Source organism: Agrobacterium sp. MCAB5 (assembly GCF_052114365.1).
GTDB lineage: Bacteria > Pseudomonadota > Alphaproteobacteria > Rhizobiales > Rhizobiaceae > Agrobacterium > Agrobacterium tumefaciens.
Genome location: NZ_JBFREP010000001.1, coordinates 210,479 through 226,959 on the forward strand (window position 1 = coordinate 210,479; position 16,481 = coordinate 226,959).

Annotated in this window: 17 protein-coding genes; 5 read left to right on the forward strand and 12 right to left on the reverse strand. The window is 59.6% G+C overall.

From position 1 onward, the window contains the following. The first annotated feature begins 23 nt into the window (after positions 1-23). Positions 24-2,447, forward strand: a complete 2,424-nt coding sequence (pheT, locus tag AB4Z23_RS01045; RefSeq protein WP_003514627.1) for a phenylalanine--tRNA ligase subunit beta — start codon at positions 24-26, stop codon at positions 2,445-2,447. Between the two features lie 55 nt (positions 2,448-2,502). Here the strand turns inward: pheT and AB4Z23_RS01050 are convergent, their stop codons facing one another. Then, the gene (locus AB4Z23_RS01050) at positions 2,503-3,504 is read right to left on the reverse strand and encodes an aldo/keto reductase (protein WP_013635323.1); all 1,002 of its coding nucleotides are present in this window, start codon (positions 3,502-3,504) and stop codon (positions 2,503-2,505) included. Between the two features lie 117 nt (positions 3,505-3,621). On the opposite strand from AB4Z23_RS01050, the gene AB4Z23_RS01055 reads away from it, so the two are divergent. Beyond that, positions 3,622-4,512: a LysR family transcriptional regulator gene (locus tag AB4Z23_RS01055; protein ID WP_174060663.1), complete on the forward strand. Its 891-nt coding sequence runs from the start codon at positions 3,622-3,624 to the stop codon at positions 4,510-4,512. Here AB4Z23_RS01055 and AB4Z23_RS01060 read toward each other — a convergent pair whose 3' ends face one another. The 4 genes from AB4Z23_RS01060 to AB4Z23_RS01075 form a co-directional block, all read right to left on the reverse strand. Next, positions 4,513-4,956, reverse strand: a complete 444-nt coding sequence (locus tag AB4Z23_RS01060; RefSeq protein WP_003514632.1) for a GNAT family N-acetyltransferase — start codon at positions 4,954-4,956, stop codon at positions 4,513-4,515. It abuts the gene before it with no gap. A gap of 1 nt (position 4,957) precedes the next feature. Beyond that, positions 4,958-5,908 carry an aldo/keto reductase gene (locus tag AB4Z23_RS01065; RefSeq protein WP_025592187.1) on the reverse strand — a complete coding sequence of 317 codons (951 nt, stop codon included), beginning with the start codon at positions 5,906-5,908 and terminating at the stop codon, positions 4,958-4,960. Between the two features lie 111 nt (positions 5,909-6,019). Beyond that, entirely contained in the window at positions 6,020-7,003 is a 984-nt protein-coding gene (locus AB4Z23_RS01070) for a GlxA family transcriptional regulator (RefSeq protein WP_025592189.1), read from the reverse strand. Next, positions 7,003-7,563, reverse strand: a complete 561-nt coding sequence (locus AB4Z23_RS01075; RefSeq protein WP_025592191.1) for an isochorismatase family protein — start codon at positions 7,561-7,563, stop codon at positions 7,003-7,005. Before AB4Z23_RS01075 ends, AB4Z23_RS01070 begins: the two co-directional genes overlap by 1 nt. Before the next feature lie 180 nt (positions 7,564-7,743). Between AB4Z23_RS01075 and AB4Z23_RS01080 the strand changes: the two genes are divergently transcribed. Next, positions 7,744-8,727 carry a Gfo/Idh/MocA family protein gene (locus AB4Z23_RS01080; RefSeq protein ID WP_003514640.1) on the forward strand — a complete coding sequence of 328 codons (984 nt, stop codon included), beginning with the start codon at positions 7,744-7,746 and terminating at the stop codon, positions 8,725-8,727. Here the strand turns inward: AB4Z23_RS01080 and AB4Z23_RS01085 are convergent. After that, entirely contained in the window at positions 8,724-9,095 is a 372-nt protein-coding gene (locus tag AB4Z23_RS01085) for a hypothetical protein (RefSeq protein WP_065688403.1), read from the reverse strand. The two genes, AB4Z23_RS01080 and AB4Z23_RS01085, sit on opposite strands and share 4 nt — an antisense overlap. Before the next feature lie 11 nt (positions 9,096-9,106). Next, positions 9,107-9,349: a hypothetical protein gene (locus AB4Z23_RS01090; RefSeq protein WP_038489554.1), complete on the reverse strand. Its 243-nt coding sequence runs from the start codon at positions 9,347-9,349 to the stop codon at positions 9,107-9,109. A gap of 190 nt (positions 9,350-9,539) precedes the next feature. On the opposite strand from AB4Z23_RS01090, the gene xseA reads away from it, so the two are divergent. Then, on the forward strand, positions 9,540-11,144 hold the full coding sequence (gene xseA / locus AB4Z23_RS01095) for an exodeoxyribonuclease VII large subunit (RefSeq protein WP_003514646.1): 1,605 nt from the start codon (positions 9,540-9,542) through the stop codon (positions 11,142-11,144). On the opposite strand, the gene AB4Z23_RS01100 is transcribed toward xseA, so the two are convergent. The 3 genes from AB4Z23_RS01100 to AB4Z23_RS01110 all read right to left on the reverse strand — a co-directional run bounded on the left by AB4Z23_RS01100 (position 11,145) and on the right by AB4Z23_RS01110 (position 13,723). Continuing rightward, a complete protein-coding gene (locus AB4Z23_RS01100; protein WP_003514648.1) occupies positions 11,145-12,347 on the reverse strand; it encodes a mandelate racemase/muconate lactonizing enzyme family protein in 1,203 nt (400 codons plus the stop codon). A gap of 54 nt (positions 12,348-12,401) precedes the next feature. Further along, complete coding sequence (locus AB4Z23_RS01105) at positions 12,402-13,109, reverse strand: FadR/GntR family transcriptional regulator (RefSeq protein WP_019564469.1); 708 nt, start codon at positions 13,107-13,109, stop codon at positions 12,402-12,404. 113 nt (positions 13,110-13,222) lie between these two features. Beyond that, positions 13,223-13,723: a MarR family winged helix-turn-helix transcriptional regulator gene (locus AB4Z23_RS01110; protein WP_065659800.1), complete on the reverse strand. Its 501-nt coding sequence runs from the start codon at positions 13,721-13,723 to the stop codon at positions 13,223-13,225. Between the two features lie 81 nt (positions 13,724-13,804). Between AB4Z23_RS01110 and pecM the strand changes: the two genes are divergently transcribed. After that, positions 13,805-14,671: a 4-hydroxybenzaldehyde efflux transporter PecM gene (pecM, locus tag AB4Z23_RS01115; RefSeq protein ID WP_003514655.1), complete on the forward strand. Its 867-nt coding sequence runs from the start codon at positions 13,805-13,807 to the stop codon at positions 14,669-14,671. A 1-nt stretch (position 14,672) separates the two neighbouring features. Here pecM and AB4Z23_RS01120 read toward each other — a convergent pair whose 3' ends face one another. Beyond that, entirely contained in the window at positions 14,673-15,911 is a 1,239-nt protein-coding gene (locus AB4Z23_RS01120; protein WP_019564466.1) for an aminopeptidase, read from the reverse strand. Positions 15,912-15,998: 87 nt separating this feature from the next. After that, on the reverse strand, positions 15,999-16,475 hold the full coding sequence (gene ybaK / locus AB4Z23_RS01125) for a Cys-tRNA(Pro) deacylase (RefSeq protein ID WP_065688399.1): 477 nt from the start codon (positions 16,473-16,475) through the stop codon (positions 15,999-16,001). Positions 16,476-16,481 lie beyond the last annotated feature (6 nt).

Genomic DNA, 16,481 nt, shown 5'->3' on the forward strand with positions numbered 1-16,481 from the left:
CCGGTTAGCCAAGGAGCAAAGACATGAAATTCACTCTTTCCTGGCTGAAAGAGCATCTCGAAACGGATGCGACGCTGGACGAGATTTGCGAACGGTTGACGGCGATCGGGCTTGAGGTCGAGGACGTCGACGACAAGGCGGCCTATAAGCCTTTCGTCATTGCCAAGGTCGTCTCCGCCGAAAAACATCCCGAGGCCGACCGCCTCAAGGTGTTGATGGTGGATGCCGGTGACGGCAAGCCGGTGCAGATCGTCTGCGGCGCACCGAATGCGCGCGCCGGCCTCGTCGGTGCGCTGGCGCGTCCTGGCGTTTACGTTCCGGGCATCGATGTCACGCTTGCCGTCGGCAAGATACGCGGTGTCGAAAGCCACGGCATGATGTGCTCCGAAAAAGAGCTGAACATTTCCGACGATCACGACGGCATCATCGATCTGCCGGAAGACGCGCCGGTCGGCACTTCTTTCGCGACCTATGCCGGACTTGACGATCCGGTCATCGAGATCAATCTGACGCCAAACCGCCCGGATTGCACCTCGATCTATGGCATCGCGCGCGATCTCGCCGCTTCCGGTCTCGGCAAGCTCAAGACCAAGCCAGCGCCGTCCTTCAAGGTCGAAGGCTCAACCCCGGTCGACGTGAAGCTGGAGCTGGATGACGCGGCGCTCTGCCCCGGCTTTTCGCTGCGCATCGTGCGCGGTGTGAAGAACGGCCCGAGCCCGAAGTGGATGCAGCAGCGTCTGATGGCGATCGGCCTGCGTCCCATCAATGCGCTCGTGGACATCACCAACTACATGACCTTCGATCAGGGCCGGCCGATGCACGTCTTCGATGCCGCCAAGGTCAAGGGCGACCTGACGGTCCGCCGTGCGAAAGAGGGTGAGACGATCCTCGCGCTTGATCAGCGCGAATACAAGCTCGGCCCGAACAATGTCGTCATCGCCGACGAAAAGGGCCTCGAGTCCATCGGCGGCGTCATGGGCGGTGAACACTCCGGCTGTGATGAAAACACCGTTGACGTGTTGATCGAGTCCGCTCTCTGGGATCCGATCAACATCGCCAAGACCGGCCGTTCGCTCGGCATCATCACCGATGCCCGTTATCGCTTCGAGCGCGGCGTCGATCCGGAATATATGGTTCCGGGTCTGGAACGCACCACCGAACTGGTTCTGGAACTCTGCGGCGGCGTTGCCGGCGAAGCCAAGGTCGTCGGTTACAAGGGGCATCAGCCCAAGGTCGTGGATTTTCCGCTCTCGGAAGTGAAGCGTCTGACCGGCCTAGAAGTTTCGGCGGAAGAAAGCCTGGCCATTCTAAAGGGTCTCGGTTTCGGCATCGAGGGAACGGGCGAGCGTGTTTCCGTCACCGTGCCGTCCTGGCGCCCGGATGTCGACGGCAAGGCCGATCTGGTGGAAGAGGTCATGCGCATTCATGGCGTCGACAACATCAAGCCGGAACCGCTGGAGAGCTTCGGTGCCGTCAACGGCCGCATCTTGACGACGCTGCAGGTGCGCACCCGCACCGCGCGCCGTGCGCTTGCCAGCCGTGGCATGCTGGAGGCCGTCACGTGGTCCTTCATCCCGGAAGCTCACGCGAAGCTTTTCGGTGGCGGTTCGCCCGCTCTGAAACTGGCCAACCCCATCGCGGCCGATATGTCGGATATGCGTCCTTCGCTTCTGCCGGGCCTTCTGACCGCAGCACAGCGCAATGCCGACAAGGGCCATGGCGATGTGGCAATCTTCGAGGTCTCCGGCACCTATGAGGGTGACACGCCAGACACCCAGCGCCGTGTTGCCGGCGGTGTACGCCGTGGCACGGCCTCGCTCGCAGGAAGCGGCCGCATGTGGTCCAATGCCACAAAGGGCGGCGGCAAGCCGGTGGATGTCTATGACGCCAAGGCCGATGCGCTTTCGGTGCTCGAAGCCTGCGGCCTGCCGATGGCCAATGTGCAGATCGAGGCCGGCGCTCCCGGCTGGTATCACCCTGGCCGCTCCGGCACCATCAAGATGGGTCCGAAGGTCGTGCTCGGCTATTTCGGTGAATTCCACCCGAAGACTCTGTCAGAGCTGGATGTTTCCGGTGTCTATAGCGGTTTCGAGATCTATCTCGACGCCATGCCGGAGCCGAAGAAGAAGGCGACCCGCACAAAGCCGGCCCTTGAGCTTTCGCCCTTCCAGGCGGTCAAGCGCGACTTCGCCTTCGTGGTCGACAAGTCGGTCGAGGCAGGCGCCATCATCAAGGCTGCAACAAGCGCTGATCGGAAGCTGATCACCGGCGTCAATGTCTTTGACGTCTTCGAAGGGGCATCGCTTGGCGAAAGCCGAAAGTCCATCGCCATTGAAGTTCAGATCCAGCCGGTCGACAAGACGCTGACGGACGAGGATTTCGAGGCGCTGACCGCAAAGATCGTCGGTAATGTCGAGAAATCGACGGGCGGCGTGCTGAGAGCGTAAAGCTCTGTTTCCATGAATTGAAAAAGCCGAGGCAGTCGCCTCGGCTTTTTTGTTTTTAGCGGTTCGCCATCTGGGACATACGCTCGGGATATCGTTGGCCGGCAACCTTTGCTGGAGAAAGCAACGCGCCAAGGCTGGCGACTTCTTCTGCCGTCAGCGATACATCCGCTGCCGCCACGTTTGTCTCAAGATTGGCGATTTTCGTCGTACCGGGGATCGGAACGATAAAGTCACCCTGCGCCAGCACCCAGGCCAGCGCCAGTTGCCCGGCGGTAACACCCTTTTCGGCAGCCATATCTTCCAGAAGCTTGATGAGCGCCAGATTGGCATCGAAGTTTTCACTTTGGAAGCGCGGCAGGCCGCGGCGGAAATCGTCGGATGCAAGTCCGTCGAGCGACTTCAGCGCGCCCGTCAGGGCACCACGCCCGAGCGGGCTGAAGGGGACGAAACCGATACCGAGTTCCCGGCAGGTTTCCAGCACGCCGTTTTCCTCCACATCGCGGGTCCACAACGAATATTCGCTCTGTATGGCAGCGATCGGGTGAGTGGAATGCGCCTTGCGAAGTGTTTCGGCACTCGCTTCCGAAAGGCCTAGATGTTTCACCTTGCCCTGCCGCACCAGTTCCGCCATGGCGCCGACCGTATCTTCGATTGGAACATCCGGATCGACGCGATGCTGATAGAACAAGTCGATGGTGTCGACGCCTAGGCGTTTGAGAGAGGCTTCGGCGACGGCGCGCACATTTTCCGGGCGGCTGTCGGTGCCCACCATCATCTGGCCTGCGGGTTTGCTAGCGTCGATTTTGAAACCGAACTTGGTAGCAATGACCACCTTGTCGCGATAGGGCTTCAAACCCTTGCCGACGAGGATTTCGTTGTTGTAAGGCCCATAGACCTCTGCCGTGTCAAAAAAAGTGACACCGAGTTCGACGGCGCGGTGCAGCGTCGCTATTGCACTATTTTCGTCGCCGGTCGGGCTATAGGCATGGGTCATGCCCATGCAGCCGAGGCCAAGCGCCGAAACGGAAAGGTTGTTTCCGAGAGTTCTTTTTTTCATCTGTTCGTCCTTCCATGAGGAACCGCCCGTTGTCAGGGGCGTGATGAGAAGATAGCGCCCTAAGACGGCAAAAATAATCGCTGCAAATCGTTGCGGGTTGTTCTATTATTTAGAACAATGAACCGTGTGCAACTCTCCCAACTCGCTGTCCTCGCTGCCGTTGCCGAAGGCCGCAGCTTTCGTAAAGCTGCCGCCGAACTTGCCATTGCGCCTTCCGCCGTCAGCCATGCAGTATCGTCGCTCGAAGCAAGCCTTGGCCTGCGCCTGCTGCATCGTACCACCCGCAGCGTTTCGCCGACAGAGGAGGGCAGGCGGCTTCTCGAGACGCTTGGGCCGGCCCTTGCTGAAATCGATGCCGTCATCGATACGCTTGCCGAGCATGGCGGAAGGCCGGCCGGACCGTTGCGGATAACCCTGCCGAGACTTGCGGCGGAGGACCTGATCATGCCCCGGCTTGGCGAGTTCCTGCGGCTATATCCAGATATCTCGCTGGAGATTTCGACCGATGACCGCTTCGAGGATATTGTCGCAAAAGGTTTCGATGCCGGTCTGCGGCTCGGCGAGAATCTTGAAGCGGATATGATTGCCGTGAAGGCGAGCGGCCCATGGCGTGGCGCGATCGTCGGCGCCCCCACCTATTTCGAAGAAAATCCCCCGCCCCGTGAGCCGAGGGATTTGATGGGGCATCGCTGTATTCTCCGTCGCTTCTCCAGTGGTCTGCTCTACCGCTGGGAGCTGGAAAAGGACGGCAGACCTTTGGTGGTCGATGTGCAGGGGCCGCTCATCCTGTCGGACCAGAGCCTTATTCGCCGGGCGGCGATTGACGGCGCGGGTCTGGCTTTCGTTTTCGAACAGCGCGTAGAAGACGACATCAAGGAAGGCAGGCTGGTCCGGGTGCTGGAAGACTGGTGCGCGCCCTTTGATGGTTTTTATATCTATTACCCCTCGCGCCGGCAGATGCGCCCGGCGCTAAGGGCTTTCGTGGATTTCTTCCGCTTCAGAGGGTGATCAGAACTTGATGCGATAGCGGATATGGCCGTCGCTTTTGACGTAGCTGTCGTAAAGCTTCTGGGCACGGTGATTGTGCTCGTCAGTGTTCCAGTAAAGCCGGGACCAGCCCTTTTCCTTGCATATGGCAATGAGGTCATCCATCAGCGCCCGGCCTGTTCCCTTGCCACGGATCGCGCCGTCAACGAACAGGTCTTCCAGATAGCAGTCGGGCGTTTTCACCCAGGTGGAATCATGGAAGTGATGGATGGCGAAACCGGCCATCCTGTCGCCCAGAAGAGCCACGCGCATGGAAACGCGTGATGCCGGATCGAGGATACGCGCCCATGTATGGTCCGTAACTTCCTCGGCAAGGTGTACGTTATAGAAGGCGAGATAGTCGTTCCACAGGCGCAGCCATTCTGCCCGGTCTTCCGGCTCCGCGTCGCGAATTACAAGATCCATGTCACGCGCCCGCCTTGTCGAGCAGCGTCATCATCTCATCCGTCAGCTTGAGATTGACGGCGCGTTTGAAGCTTTCGAGTTGCGACAGGCTGGTGGCGCTGGCAATCGGTGCCGTCACGGCCTTCTTCCGCAATAGCCACGCCAGCGCGATATCGGCAAGCCTGGCTCCGGTTTCCACGGCAACCGCATCCATGGCGCCCAGAACGGCAAGGCCACGGGCGTTGACATATTCACCCACCCGGTAGCTGCGGGCGACGCCTTCGGTATCCGCCTTGGCGCGATATTTCCCGGTGAGGAACCCGGCCGCGAGGCTATAATAATTGATGACACCAATTTCCTGGGCGACGCAAAGATCGGCAAGCGGGCCTTCGAAATCCGCACGGTTGTAGAGATTATATTCGGGCTGCAGCACATCGTAACGGGGCAGATCGTTCTTCGCGGCCGTGTCCAGCGCTTCCTGAAGCTGGCTCACCGAATAGTTGGAGCACCCGATGGCGCGTATCTTTCCCTGTTCCTTCAGCTTTGCAAAGGCTGCAAGCGTTTCCTCCAGCGGCACATCCGCGTCCGGCTTATGGGCGAGGTAGAGATCGATATAGTCGGTTTGCAGCCGCTTCAGCGAGGCGTCGACAGCCTCTGCGATCCATTTGGCGCTGAGGCCTGTCTTCTGACCGCGATTGTCGAAACCAACCTTGGTAACGATCACCGCGTCCTCACGCTTGACGCTCGACTGTTTCAGCCATTTTCCGATGATGGCTTCCGACTCTCCGCCCTCATGCCCGTCCACCCAGGCGGAATAGACGTCTGCCGTGTCGATGGCGTTGAACCCGGCGTCGAAAAATGCATCGAGCAGGGCAAAGGAAGTCTTCTCGTCCGCTGTCCAGCCGAACACGTTGCCGCCGAAGACGATCGGGGCGATGGAGAGGCCGGTGCGGCCAAGGCTTCGTTTTTCCACGGGGAATGCTCCTGTTGCTGTCTTTGGCGGCAAGGTTATCAACTGCTTGCCGGCATAACCATTCAATTCCTTTGATGGCATTCATCAGGCAACGGGCAAAAGCGGGTGAGATCAGGCCTGAAAGCCGCGATAGTGGCTGGGCGGGAGGTGATTGTGCTGTTGCCACACGCGCCGCAAATGCCGGGCGGAGGCAAAGCCCGCCCGCTCCGCAATTGTCTCCATATCCAGACGGCTGTTTGCAAGGATGTCGCGGGCGAGATTGACCCGCATCAGGTTGACGTAGTCGATGACGCTGATGCCGGTATGCTCGCGAAACAGGCGGGACAGGTGCCTCTCGCTGAGTGCGGCAATATCGGCCAGCCGTTCCAGCGACCAGTCCTGAGCCGGCTCAGTCATCACCCGGTCCTGCACCCGGTGAATGGCGGGGTGAATGTGGTTGCGGCCGGTAAGCCAGGGGGAGATTTGCGGATCATTGCCGCTGCGCCTGAGATAAACGACCATGTTTTTGGCAATGCGCGCCGCGACCGCAGGCGATGTCAGTCGGGAAACGACATGCAGCATGAGGTCGGTGCCGGTGGAAATACCAGCGCTGGAGAAGCGGTTGCCATCCTCTACGAAAAGACGGTTTTCGGCCACCTGCGACAGCGGTGCGGTGCGGCGCAGCGCTTCGACGCAATCCGCATGTGTCGTACAGCTCCGCCCGTCGAAAAGTCCGGCTTCGCCCGCCAGCAGTGCGCCGGAGCAAATGGAAATGACTGTGGTGTCCGCGCGCACTGCGCGGCGCAACCATGCCACCAGCGCCTGCCGCTCCCGTCGCATCTCCGGCGCGTTGTCGAATCGGGAGATGCTGCCGGAAATCAGCAGGAAAGCATTGTCCGGCAGGCTCTCGGGCAAGGCCTCCAGCCCGCAAAGCCCAAGGCCGATGGAGGATTGCTGCTGGTCATGTTCCGCGATGTAACGGCAGTCGAAATGGACGTCCCGCTGTTCCGCGTTGGCATAACGGATCACCTCCAGCGGGCCGGCAATATCGAGCAACAGCGCGTGTGGCGGCACAAGCGTATAAAAGGGAATGGTCCGCGTGCCGCCATTGTCCATCAGGCGGCCTTTCGTACCGTTTCGAGAACGTCGCCGACGGTTGCGATGCGCGCAAAGCGACCGGCCAGCACCAGCTCGGTTCGGGTGCGAATATCATCAGGGCTGAACACGGTGCCCGAGGCGTGCGTCATTGGAAAGGTCAGCGTCGCCTCGGTGACGTAATCGACTGTGTAACCGAGGTCCGATGCATGCCGTGTGGTCGTTTCGCAGCACTGTTCGGTGCGGATGCCGGATACGATCAGCCGGTTGATACCCTTTTGCGTCAGCCAGATATCGAGGCCGGTGCCGGCGAAAGCAGAGTGGCGGTTCTTGCGAAAGGTGACGTCAGGGGTAATGCGCACACCTTCCAGCGCGCGAATATAGCCGCTCTCCTCTGCAAAGGCCCGGTCGCCATCGACATGAAAGATTTGCACGACTGGAATGCCCGACGCCTTGGCGCCGTCGATCAGTGCCTGCTGTTTTTCCAGATAGGCGGGAAGTTCGCTTTCCTCGAAATAGGGGGTGTGCCGAAAGGATTCCTGAACGTCGATGACAAGGAGTGCTGTGTGAGAAGAGGACATTTCATGATTCTCCATTGGGTTCATGCATACCATAATTCACCTTTGAAAGGCTGGATAAAAGCATGGAAACCGACAAAGGAAGGACGAATCCAGCCATAGCGTTTGCAGTTACGTTTCGTGCGACTTGCCAGGCGTCGCGACAATGGTAAGTTTCCCGGAATTACAGAGTGGGAGAATGAGATGCTGCGCTTCGGAATAATTTCAACGGCGAAAATCGCTCAGGATCACGTCATTCCGGCGATTCAGGATGCGCGGAACTGTGTGGTCAGCGCCATCGCCAGCCGCGATCATGCCAAGGCGCGTGCGGTTGCAGATCGTTTTTCCGTCCCGCATGCCTTCGGCTCCTATGAGGAAATGCTTGCATCCGATGTGATCGATGCCGTCTATATTCCGCTTCCAACCTCGCAACATGTGGAATGGACCATAAAAGCTGCCAATGCCGGCAAACACGTGCTGTGTGAAAAGCCGATCGCACTCAAGGCTGAAGAGATCGACGCCATCATCGCGGCGCGGGATGACAATGGCGTCGTCGTGTCGGAGGCTTTCATGGTCACCTATTCTCCTGTTTGGGCCAAGGTGAAGGAATTGCTGGCATCAGGTGCAATCGGAACGCTGAAGCATGTGCAGGGCGCTTTCAGCTACTTCAACCGCGATCCCGGCAATATGCGCAATATTCCCGAACTGGGCGGCGGGGCCTTGCCGGATATCGGCGTCTACCCGACCATCGTCACCCGTTTTGCCACGGGTGCCGAGCCGAAGCGCGTACAGGCGAGCGTCGAGCGTGATAAGGAATTCGGCACCGATATCTATTCCAGCGTCAGGGCCGATTTCGGCGGCTTCGAACTGAGCTTTTATCTGGCGACGCAGCTTGCCGCCCGCCAGCTGATGGTTTTCCATGGCACGGACGGGTACATCGAGATCAAATCTCCCTTCAATGCAAATCGCTGGGGTGCGGAGGAAATCGAGTTGACCAACCAGGGTCATAACCAGTCGCAAGTCTTCCGGTTTCAGGATAGTCGCCAGTACAAGCTGGAGGCGGAGGCCTTTGCCCGCGCGGTGAAAGGTGAGGGCGAGGTCGTGACCCTGGAAAGCTCGAGGAAGAACCAGCTTTTCATCGATGCCATCTATCGTGCGGCGGAAAAGGACGGTTGGGAGACGGTTTAATCCCGATCCGCACGCTGCTTTTGAAGCCGCCTATAGCCGTAAAGCGCCAGCACCAGTGCCGCGAGTGCCGAAAAGGCAAGCGGGACCAGCGGCTGCACCAGTGGATTGCGCCATTGCAGCAGGGCGAACAGCCCGACACCAACCATGCGGGAGATAAGCGTGACGGCGTTCATCAGAAAGCCGTTCAGCTCATTGGGGCCATCGCCATTCGAATGGTTTAGCCTCCAACTCGTCGCAAGCCCTGCCAAAGCGCCCGGAAGACGGGCGGCAAGCGGGTCGATGCCGATATAAAAAATCAGCAGAAAAGAGATGGAAAGGTCTACAGCCAGTCCGTAAACCTCGGTCAGGGCGAAGTGGCGAAGCCGCAAGGCCGTGTGCTTTAAAGCGTCGGCTGGGTGGAGCGCGGGCGTTGCAGCACGAGAAGGCCGATGACCACACTCACAACGCCGAAATTATAACCGGCAAGCGCCAGGAGCAGCGACATCAGCGGCACGGCGGTTGCAGAAATCGCCAGTGCGACACCATAGGCGCCGATAACCATCAGGCAAATGAAAATGATGCTGAATACCGAACGCAACGCAACTGCGGTTACGCCGAGCAATGTGGCGGTAAGAAAAATCATGAATGCCGCCTCCTCTTTGGTTGCCGGGTCTGGGATAAGACGTAGCGTCCTCTTCCCTAACGAACCCTTGTTTTCTCCTCCCTCACCCATTTTCCTAACTCGTTAGTTGAGGATATGGTTTCACCGCCGTTAAAATAGACCCGGCCAGTACCGGCATTTCCGAATCGACGGGTTTTGGTTACAAACGGGCATGAGCGATATTTTCTCCAATGCCGCATTGAGCAATCTTGCCGAGTTCTCGGTTTCCGAACTGTCGGGTTCCATCAAGCGAACGGTGGAGACGGCTTTCGATCAGGTGAGGGTGCGCGGCGAGATTTCCGGCTACCGGGGTCCACATTCTTCGGGTCACGCCTATTTCTCCCTGAAGGACGATCGCGCCCGCATCGATGCGGTTATCTGGAAGGGTACTTTCTCGCGGCTGAAGTTCCGCCCGGAAGAGGGCATGGAGGTCATCGCCACCGGCAAGGTCACCACCTTTCCCGGCTCCTCGAAATATCAGATCGTCATAGAAAGCCTGGAGCCGGCCGGCGCGGGCGCGCTGATGGCTTTGCTGGAGGACCGCCGCCGGCGTCTGGCGGCGGAAGGGCTGTTCGATGCGGAACGCAAACGCCGCCTGCCGTTCATGCCGCGTGTCATCGGCGTTGTCACATCGCCCACGGGCGCAGTCATTCGCGATATTCTCCACCGCATTTCGGATCGCTTTCCGGTCCATGTCGTCGTCTGGCCGGTCAAGGTGCAGGGGGAAGGCTCGGGTGAGGAAGTGGCGAACGCCATTCGCGGTTTCAATGCGCTTCAGCCCGGCGGTGAGATTGCACGCCCCGACGTGCTGATCGTCGCCCGTGGTGGCGGCAGTCTGGAAGATCTCTGGAGCTTCAACGACGAAATCGTCGTGCGCGCCGCTGCCGAGAGCGAAATCCCGCTGATTTCCGCTGTGGGGCATGAGACGGATACGACCCTGATCGACTACGCCGCCGACGTGCGCGCACCGACACCGACGGGTGCCGCCGAAATGGCCGTGCCGGTGCGTGCGGAACTGGAGGCGCAGCTCTCCGGCCTTGCGGCGCGCCTTTCCGGCTCCGTATCACGCCAAATGGACAATCGCCGACAGGGCGTGCGTGCTCTGGTGCGTGCGCTGCCATCGCTTGACCAGCTTCTGGCTCTGCCGCGCCGTCGTTTCGACGAGGCCGCAAGCGGTTTGGGTCGCGGGCTTGAAATGACGACGCTGAACAAGCGCCGCGCGTTCGAACGCTCTGCTTCGGGTCTGAGGCCGGAAATCCTGCTGAATGGCCTGCGGCAGCATCGCCAGCGTGTTACGGAACGCATGCAGAGGGCCGAGGCGCTTGTGGAGCGCCGCCTGTTGCAGGCGCAGTCGAGAATTTCCTCGACCGATTCCGCGCTGCGTTCGCTGCCCGCCCGCTTGCTCGGCCAGTTGGAGCGGCAGAAGGAACGGGTCGTCACCGCAACGCGACGAGCCGATACCGCCGTGCTTCACCGCATGGCGCAGAACCGCTCGGGCCTTGCTGCCCATGACCGCATCCTGCAGTCGCTGTCCTACAAGAATGTGTTGAACCGCGGTTATACTGTCATCCGCGACGAGGAGAACCGGCCCCTGACCCGGGCTGCTGCCATCGCGTCCGGCGCTGTGGTGTCGATGGAGTTTGCCGACGGTCGCGTCGCCGCCCTGACGACAGGCGAGGCTACTCCATCATCTGACGTTCCCACGCCTGCCGCTCCCAAAAAGAAGCCGGTGAAACCGGCCTCTTCGGACCCGGGAAATCAGGGCAGTCTGTTCTGATCAGATCGACGCCGCATCTGAAAAACGACGGCTGACGGTGAAGGTCTTTTCAATATCGGGATGCAGCTCCATGCCAAGGCCGGCACCCGGCGGCACGGTGATCATGCCGTTTTTAACTTCCGGCAATGCGGTGACGAGATCGCGGTACCAGGTCTTGTAGAAGGCGCGCACGCTTTCCTGAACCAGCGCGTTCGGTGCGTTGAGCGACAGATGCGTGGAGGCGCAGAGTACCACCGGGCCGGTGCAATCATGCGGCGCAACCGGCAGATGCCAGGCTTCGGCCATGGAAGCGATCTTGCGCGCTTCGGAAAGTCCACCACACCAGCTGATGTCAAGCATCACCACACCGGCAGCGCCAGTTTCCAGAAGATCTCGGAAAGCCCAGCGCGAGCCGAGCGTCTCCGATGCGGAAATCGGCGCGGGTGAAACGGCGGCATAACGCGTCAGGCTGGAAAGGCTGTCCATCTTGATCGGATCTTCGTGCCAGAAGGTCTGGTAAGGGGTGAGCGCCTTGGCGATCTGCATGGCGGGCAGAAGTTGCCACATGGAGTGAAACTCCACCATGATATCCATCTTGTCGCCGACTGCCTTGCGAATTTTCTCGAACGGCTCGAGCGCGCTTTTCAGGTCAGGCATCGAGATATATTGGCCGCGCGTCTTTTCCGCCGCCGCATCGAAAGGCCAGATCTTCATGGCCGTGATGCCGTCTTCCAGCAGCGAATGGGCAAGCTCGTCCGCCCGGTGCAGGAAGCCGTTCAGATCGTCATAATCCTTGCCGCCGGACAGGCCGTAATTGGCCGTCTGCTGGCCGGTCGCCTTCTTGATATATTCCGTGCCCGCGCAGGTATTGTAGGTGCGGATTTCCCTGCGGCTGAAGCCGCCAAGCAATTGCGCAATTGGCTGGTTGGTGGCCTTGCCGAAAATATCCCAAAGCGCGATATCGAAGGCCGAATTGCCGCGTACTTCCGCACCCGATGAACGGAAGCCGAGATAACCGACGAGGTCCTGTGCCAGAAGGTCGATCTGCAGCGGATCGCGGCCGATCACGCGGGGTGCGATATATTCGTGCACATAGGTTTCAACCGTCTCGGCGCCGTAGAAGGTTTCACCAAGTCCGGTAATGCCCTCATCCGTGTGGACCAGAACCCAGAGCAGGTTTGCCCGTTCCGCCACGCGGACGGTTTCGAGTTTCGTAATTTTCATGAAGTGTCTCCTCCAGAGGCAGGCAGTTTTCGGTCTGGAACTGCGTTTGAAAAATCAGGCGATGCCGGCGGCCAGAAGCGCATGCACGCTTTCATCGAAATGCCGCGCCATAAGCGTTGAGGCCGTTTGCGGGTCGCCCGCGGCAATGGCCTGTCCGATGGCGATATGAAGTTCAGTCGCGGCATGACGCTGCGCGTCGGATTTGCGGCTCTTCCAGCCGATCGGCCATGTCTGGCGCGTCACATTCTGAAAGGCGCCGAGAATGAGTTCGAAAACCGGGTTCTTGGAGGCTCTGGCAACGGCAAGGTGAAAGGCAAGGTCGTGTTCCATGACCCTGTCACTATTACCGAAGTCCCGCTCCATATTGTTGGCGTGGTCGAGAATGGTGAGCGCCTCCGCATCCGTTCGCCGCAGCGCCGCCAATGTCACGGTTCTGACTTCGATGGTGCGGCGCACGTCGTAAATCTGCTGGATGTTGATCTGCTCGGTGTGAATGCCATGTTCGAACATCAGCGACATCGCGCCATGATCCAGCGTCGCCACCGTGGCGCGCTTGCCGACGCTGACATCGATCAGCCGCATGGCCGACAAGGACCGGAAAGCCTCGCGAACCACGGTGCGCGAGACACCGAGCTGCTGCGAGAGCGAAAGCTCGCTGGGCAGCTTCGCTCCGGGGGCAAGTTCGTTTTCGCGAATGTGGCGCGTGATTGCGCCAATCGCGCTGCTGACGAGATCGGTTTCCTGCGAAATGGGCTTATACAATCGTTCCTCCAACCTGTAGGACAGGTTAACGGAAAATTGCTTATAGGATTCTTAGCGCCAAAACAAGCGCCATCACCTGCCCGATTGCTGGTTCCTGTCCGCTTTTTAGGGAACTAAGCTTCAAACCCCTGTAGAAACCGCTTCACAAGCTTGTTCAGCGCCGTGCGTTCTTCTTCGCTGAGCTGTGCGACCAGCCGTTGCTGGTTCTCGACATGGGCGCTGACCGCGTCCTCGACAATGGCAAATCCCCGCTCCGTCAATGATATCAACACGCTGCGACGATCCTGCGGGTTGTGGATGCGCTCCACCAGACCCGCTTTTTCCAGCTGGTCGATCCGGTTGGTCATTGTGCCGGAGCTTACCATTGTCATGGCCAGCAGATCACCGGGCGAAAGCCGGTAGGGCGCGCCCGCGCGCCGTAATGTCGCCAGCACATCAAAAGCGGAAGAGGAGAGGCCGTGTTTCAGCAGCACCGCCTCCACCTCGCGACCGAGATGCGTGGTTAGCCGTTTCAAGCGCCCAAGCAGCCCCATTGGCTCGACATCGAGATCGGGCCTCTCCTTGTGCCATTGCGCCAGAATGTGATCGACGTGATCAATCGGTTCTTTGTTCATCACCAAGGCATAACAACTGATATCTTGACGTCAAGATAAAATTGGCTAAGTTGTATTTATCTTGATGTAGAGATTCTTGAAATGAAGAAAAATACCACCTACGCCGCCGATGTGCTGGTGACGGCACTTGCCCCCGCCATCTGGGGGACGACCTACTTCGTCACCACCGAATTCCTGCCGCATGGATATCCATTCCATGTTGCGATGCTGCGCGCCTTGCCGGCCGGAGTATTGTTGTTGCTTCTGGTCAGAAAACTACCGAAGGGCATCTGGTGGTCTCGCAGCCTTATTCTAGGTGCGCTGAATTTCTCGTTTTTCTGGGCGATGCTTTTCGTTTCGGCTTACCGGCTGCCGGGTGGTGTAGCCGCGACTGTGGGTGCGATCCAACCCCTGATCGTCATCGGCCTTTCGCGGCTGTTTCTCGCCGCGCCGGTCCGGCCGCTGGCCATTGTCGCTGGTCTTCTGGGTATTCTAGGCGTCGCACTTCTGGTTTTGGCGCCGGGTGCTGCCGCGCTGGATGCGGTCGGCGTGGCTGCGGGTCTTGCAGGCGCCGTATCAATGGCCTTTGGAACCGTGCTCACCCGCAAATGGCGACCGCCGGTGTCAAACCTCACCTTCACGGCCTGGCAATTGACGGCTGGAGGCATTCTGCTTCTGCCGGTCGCATATTTCCTGGAACCGGCCCTGCCTGCACCTACCGCGGCCAATATTCTCGGCATGGCCTATCTCGGCATTATTGGTGCTGCCTTGACCTATTTTCTGTGGTTCCGGGGTCTCGCCCGCATCGAACCCTCGGCTGCAGCCTCGCTCGGTTTCCTAAGCCCCGTCGTTGCGACCCTGCTCGGCTGGCTGGCGCTCGGCCAAAGCCTCACGCCAGCGCAAATCGTCGGCTTCGTTGCAGTGCTTTTCAGCATCTGGCTCAGTCAGCGGAGCCAGCTGCCGAAATAGCTCAGGCCCATTCGCCCTTGCGCATCACCGGAACTGTGGAGCCATCCGGCTTCACGCCATCGATATCCACCTTATCGGAACCGATCATCCAGTCGATGTGGATCAGGCTGGAATTGCCGCCTTGCGCCTTGATCTGGTCCTGCGACAACGAAGCACCATCGACGAAGCATTTCGAATAGCATTGGCCGAGCGCAATGTGGCAGGAGGCGTTTTCGTCGAACAGCGTGTTGTAGAACAGGATGCCACTTGCCGAAATCGGCGAGGAATGCGGCACCAGCGCCACTTCACCCAGACGCCGCGCACCCTCGTCGGTATCGAGCACCTTGTTCAGCACGGCTTCGCCCTTCGAAGCCTTGGCTTCCACGATGCGGCCGTCTTCGAACTTCACCTGGATATCGTCGATCAGCGTTCCCTGATGTGAAAGCGGCTTGGTGCTGGACACGTAACCATCCACGCGCAGCGCATGCGGTGTGGTGAACACTTCTTCCGTCGGAATGTTCGGGTTGCAGGTCACACCGTTCTTGGCGGTTGAGGCGCCCCCATGCCATTCGTGGCCGTCCGCCAGGCCGATTTTCACGTCCGTGCCGGGACCGGTGAAATGCAGCGACGAGAAACGTTCACCGTTCAGCCATGCCGAACGCTTGGCGAGATTGGCGTTATGCTCCGCCCATGCCGCGACCGGATCGGCGAGATCTACCCGCGAAGCGGCGAAGATGGCGTCCGCGAGCTTGCGAACCGCTTCGTCTTCCGTCACACCGGGAAAGACCTGTTTTGCCCAGGACGGGTTTGGATAGGAGATGATGTTCCAGTTGATATCGAAGTTGGAAATCTTCTCAAGCGCCGGCTTATAGGCAGTGGAATTGGCCTTGTTGGCGCGCGCCACCTTGGCGGGATCCTGTTCGGCCAGCAGCATGGGGTTGTCGCCGGCAATCGCAAGCCGCGCCGCGCCATTGGCATAGGCCTTGGCCATGCCGTCATAGAGCCAGCCGGAAGCCCGGTCGAAATTGGCGTCGCTGGCGTGGCGGTAGCGGGAAAGCGTGGTTTCTTCGTCGGAATAGAAGGTGGTGACCAGCCCGCCGCCGGCAAGATAGGCGTGTTTGGTCAAAAACCGCACCAGCGGCAGCGCCGCCAGCGGAGCGGTGATCACCAGATCCTGATCCTTCTGCAATTGCAGGCCGACCTTGACGGCGACTTCAGCCAGTTTCTCGAGTTTGACGGGATCGATGGGGGAAACAGTCATGATCTGCCTTCGTATATTTCAATCGGAGGCGCCGACCATAGCCCATTCGCTTCGAAAGCCAAATGCTTTCAAAGCTGTGTCGAGACGTCAATCGGCCACCAAAGGTGCGACAACGGCTTTCAGCGCCGCCTGCGCGTCGCCGGGGGAAAGCCTTACCTGCAAACCGCGCTGGCCACCATTCATGTAGACATAGGAATGGGTCATGGCCCCAGTCTCTATGGCGGTCGGAACCTGTTTTTTCTGTCCAAAAGGGCTGATGCCGCCCACATGATAACCGGTTGCCCGCTCCGCATCGGCGGGCTTCATCATGCTGGCAGATTTCCCCCCGAAGGCGGCGGCGAGCTTCTTCATGCTCACTTCCCGGTCGGACGGGACGACGACGCAGACAGGCTTGCCATCCAGCTCAGCCATCAGTGTTTTCAGAACCAGATGTGGCGGTTCGCCGATAGCTTCGGCCGCCTGCAGGCCGATCCGGTCGGCATTCGGGTCGTAGTCATAGGTAACTGTGGTGAAGTTCACACCGGCCTTGGTCAGCATCTGGGTAGCGCGGGTTGTCTTGGACATGGTGGC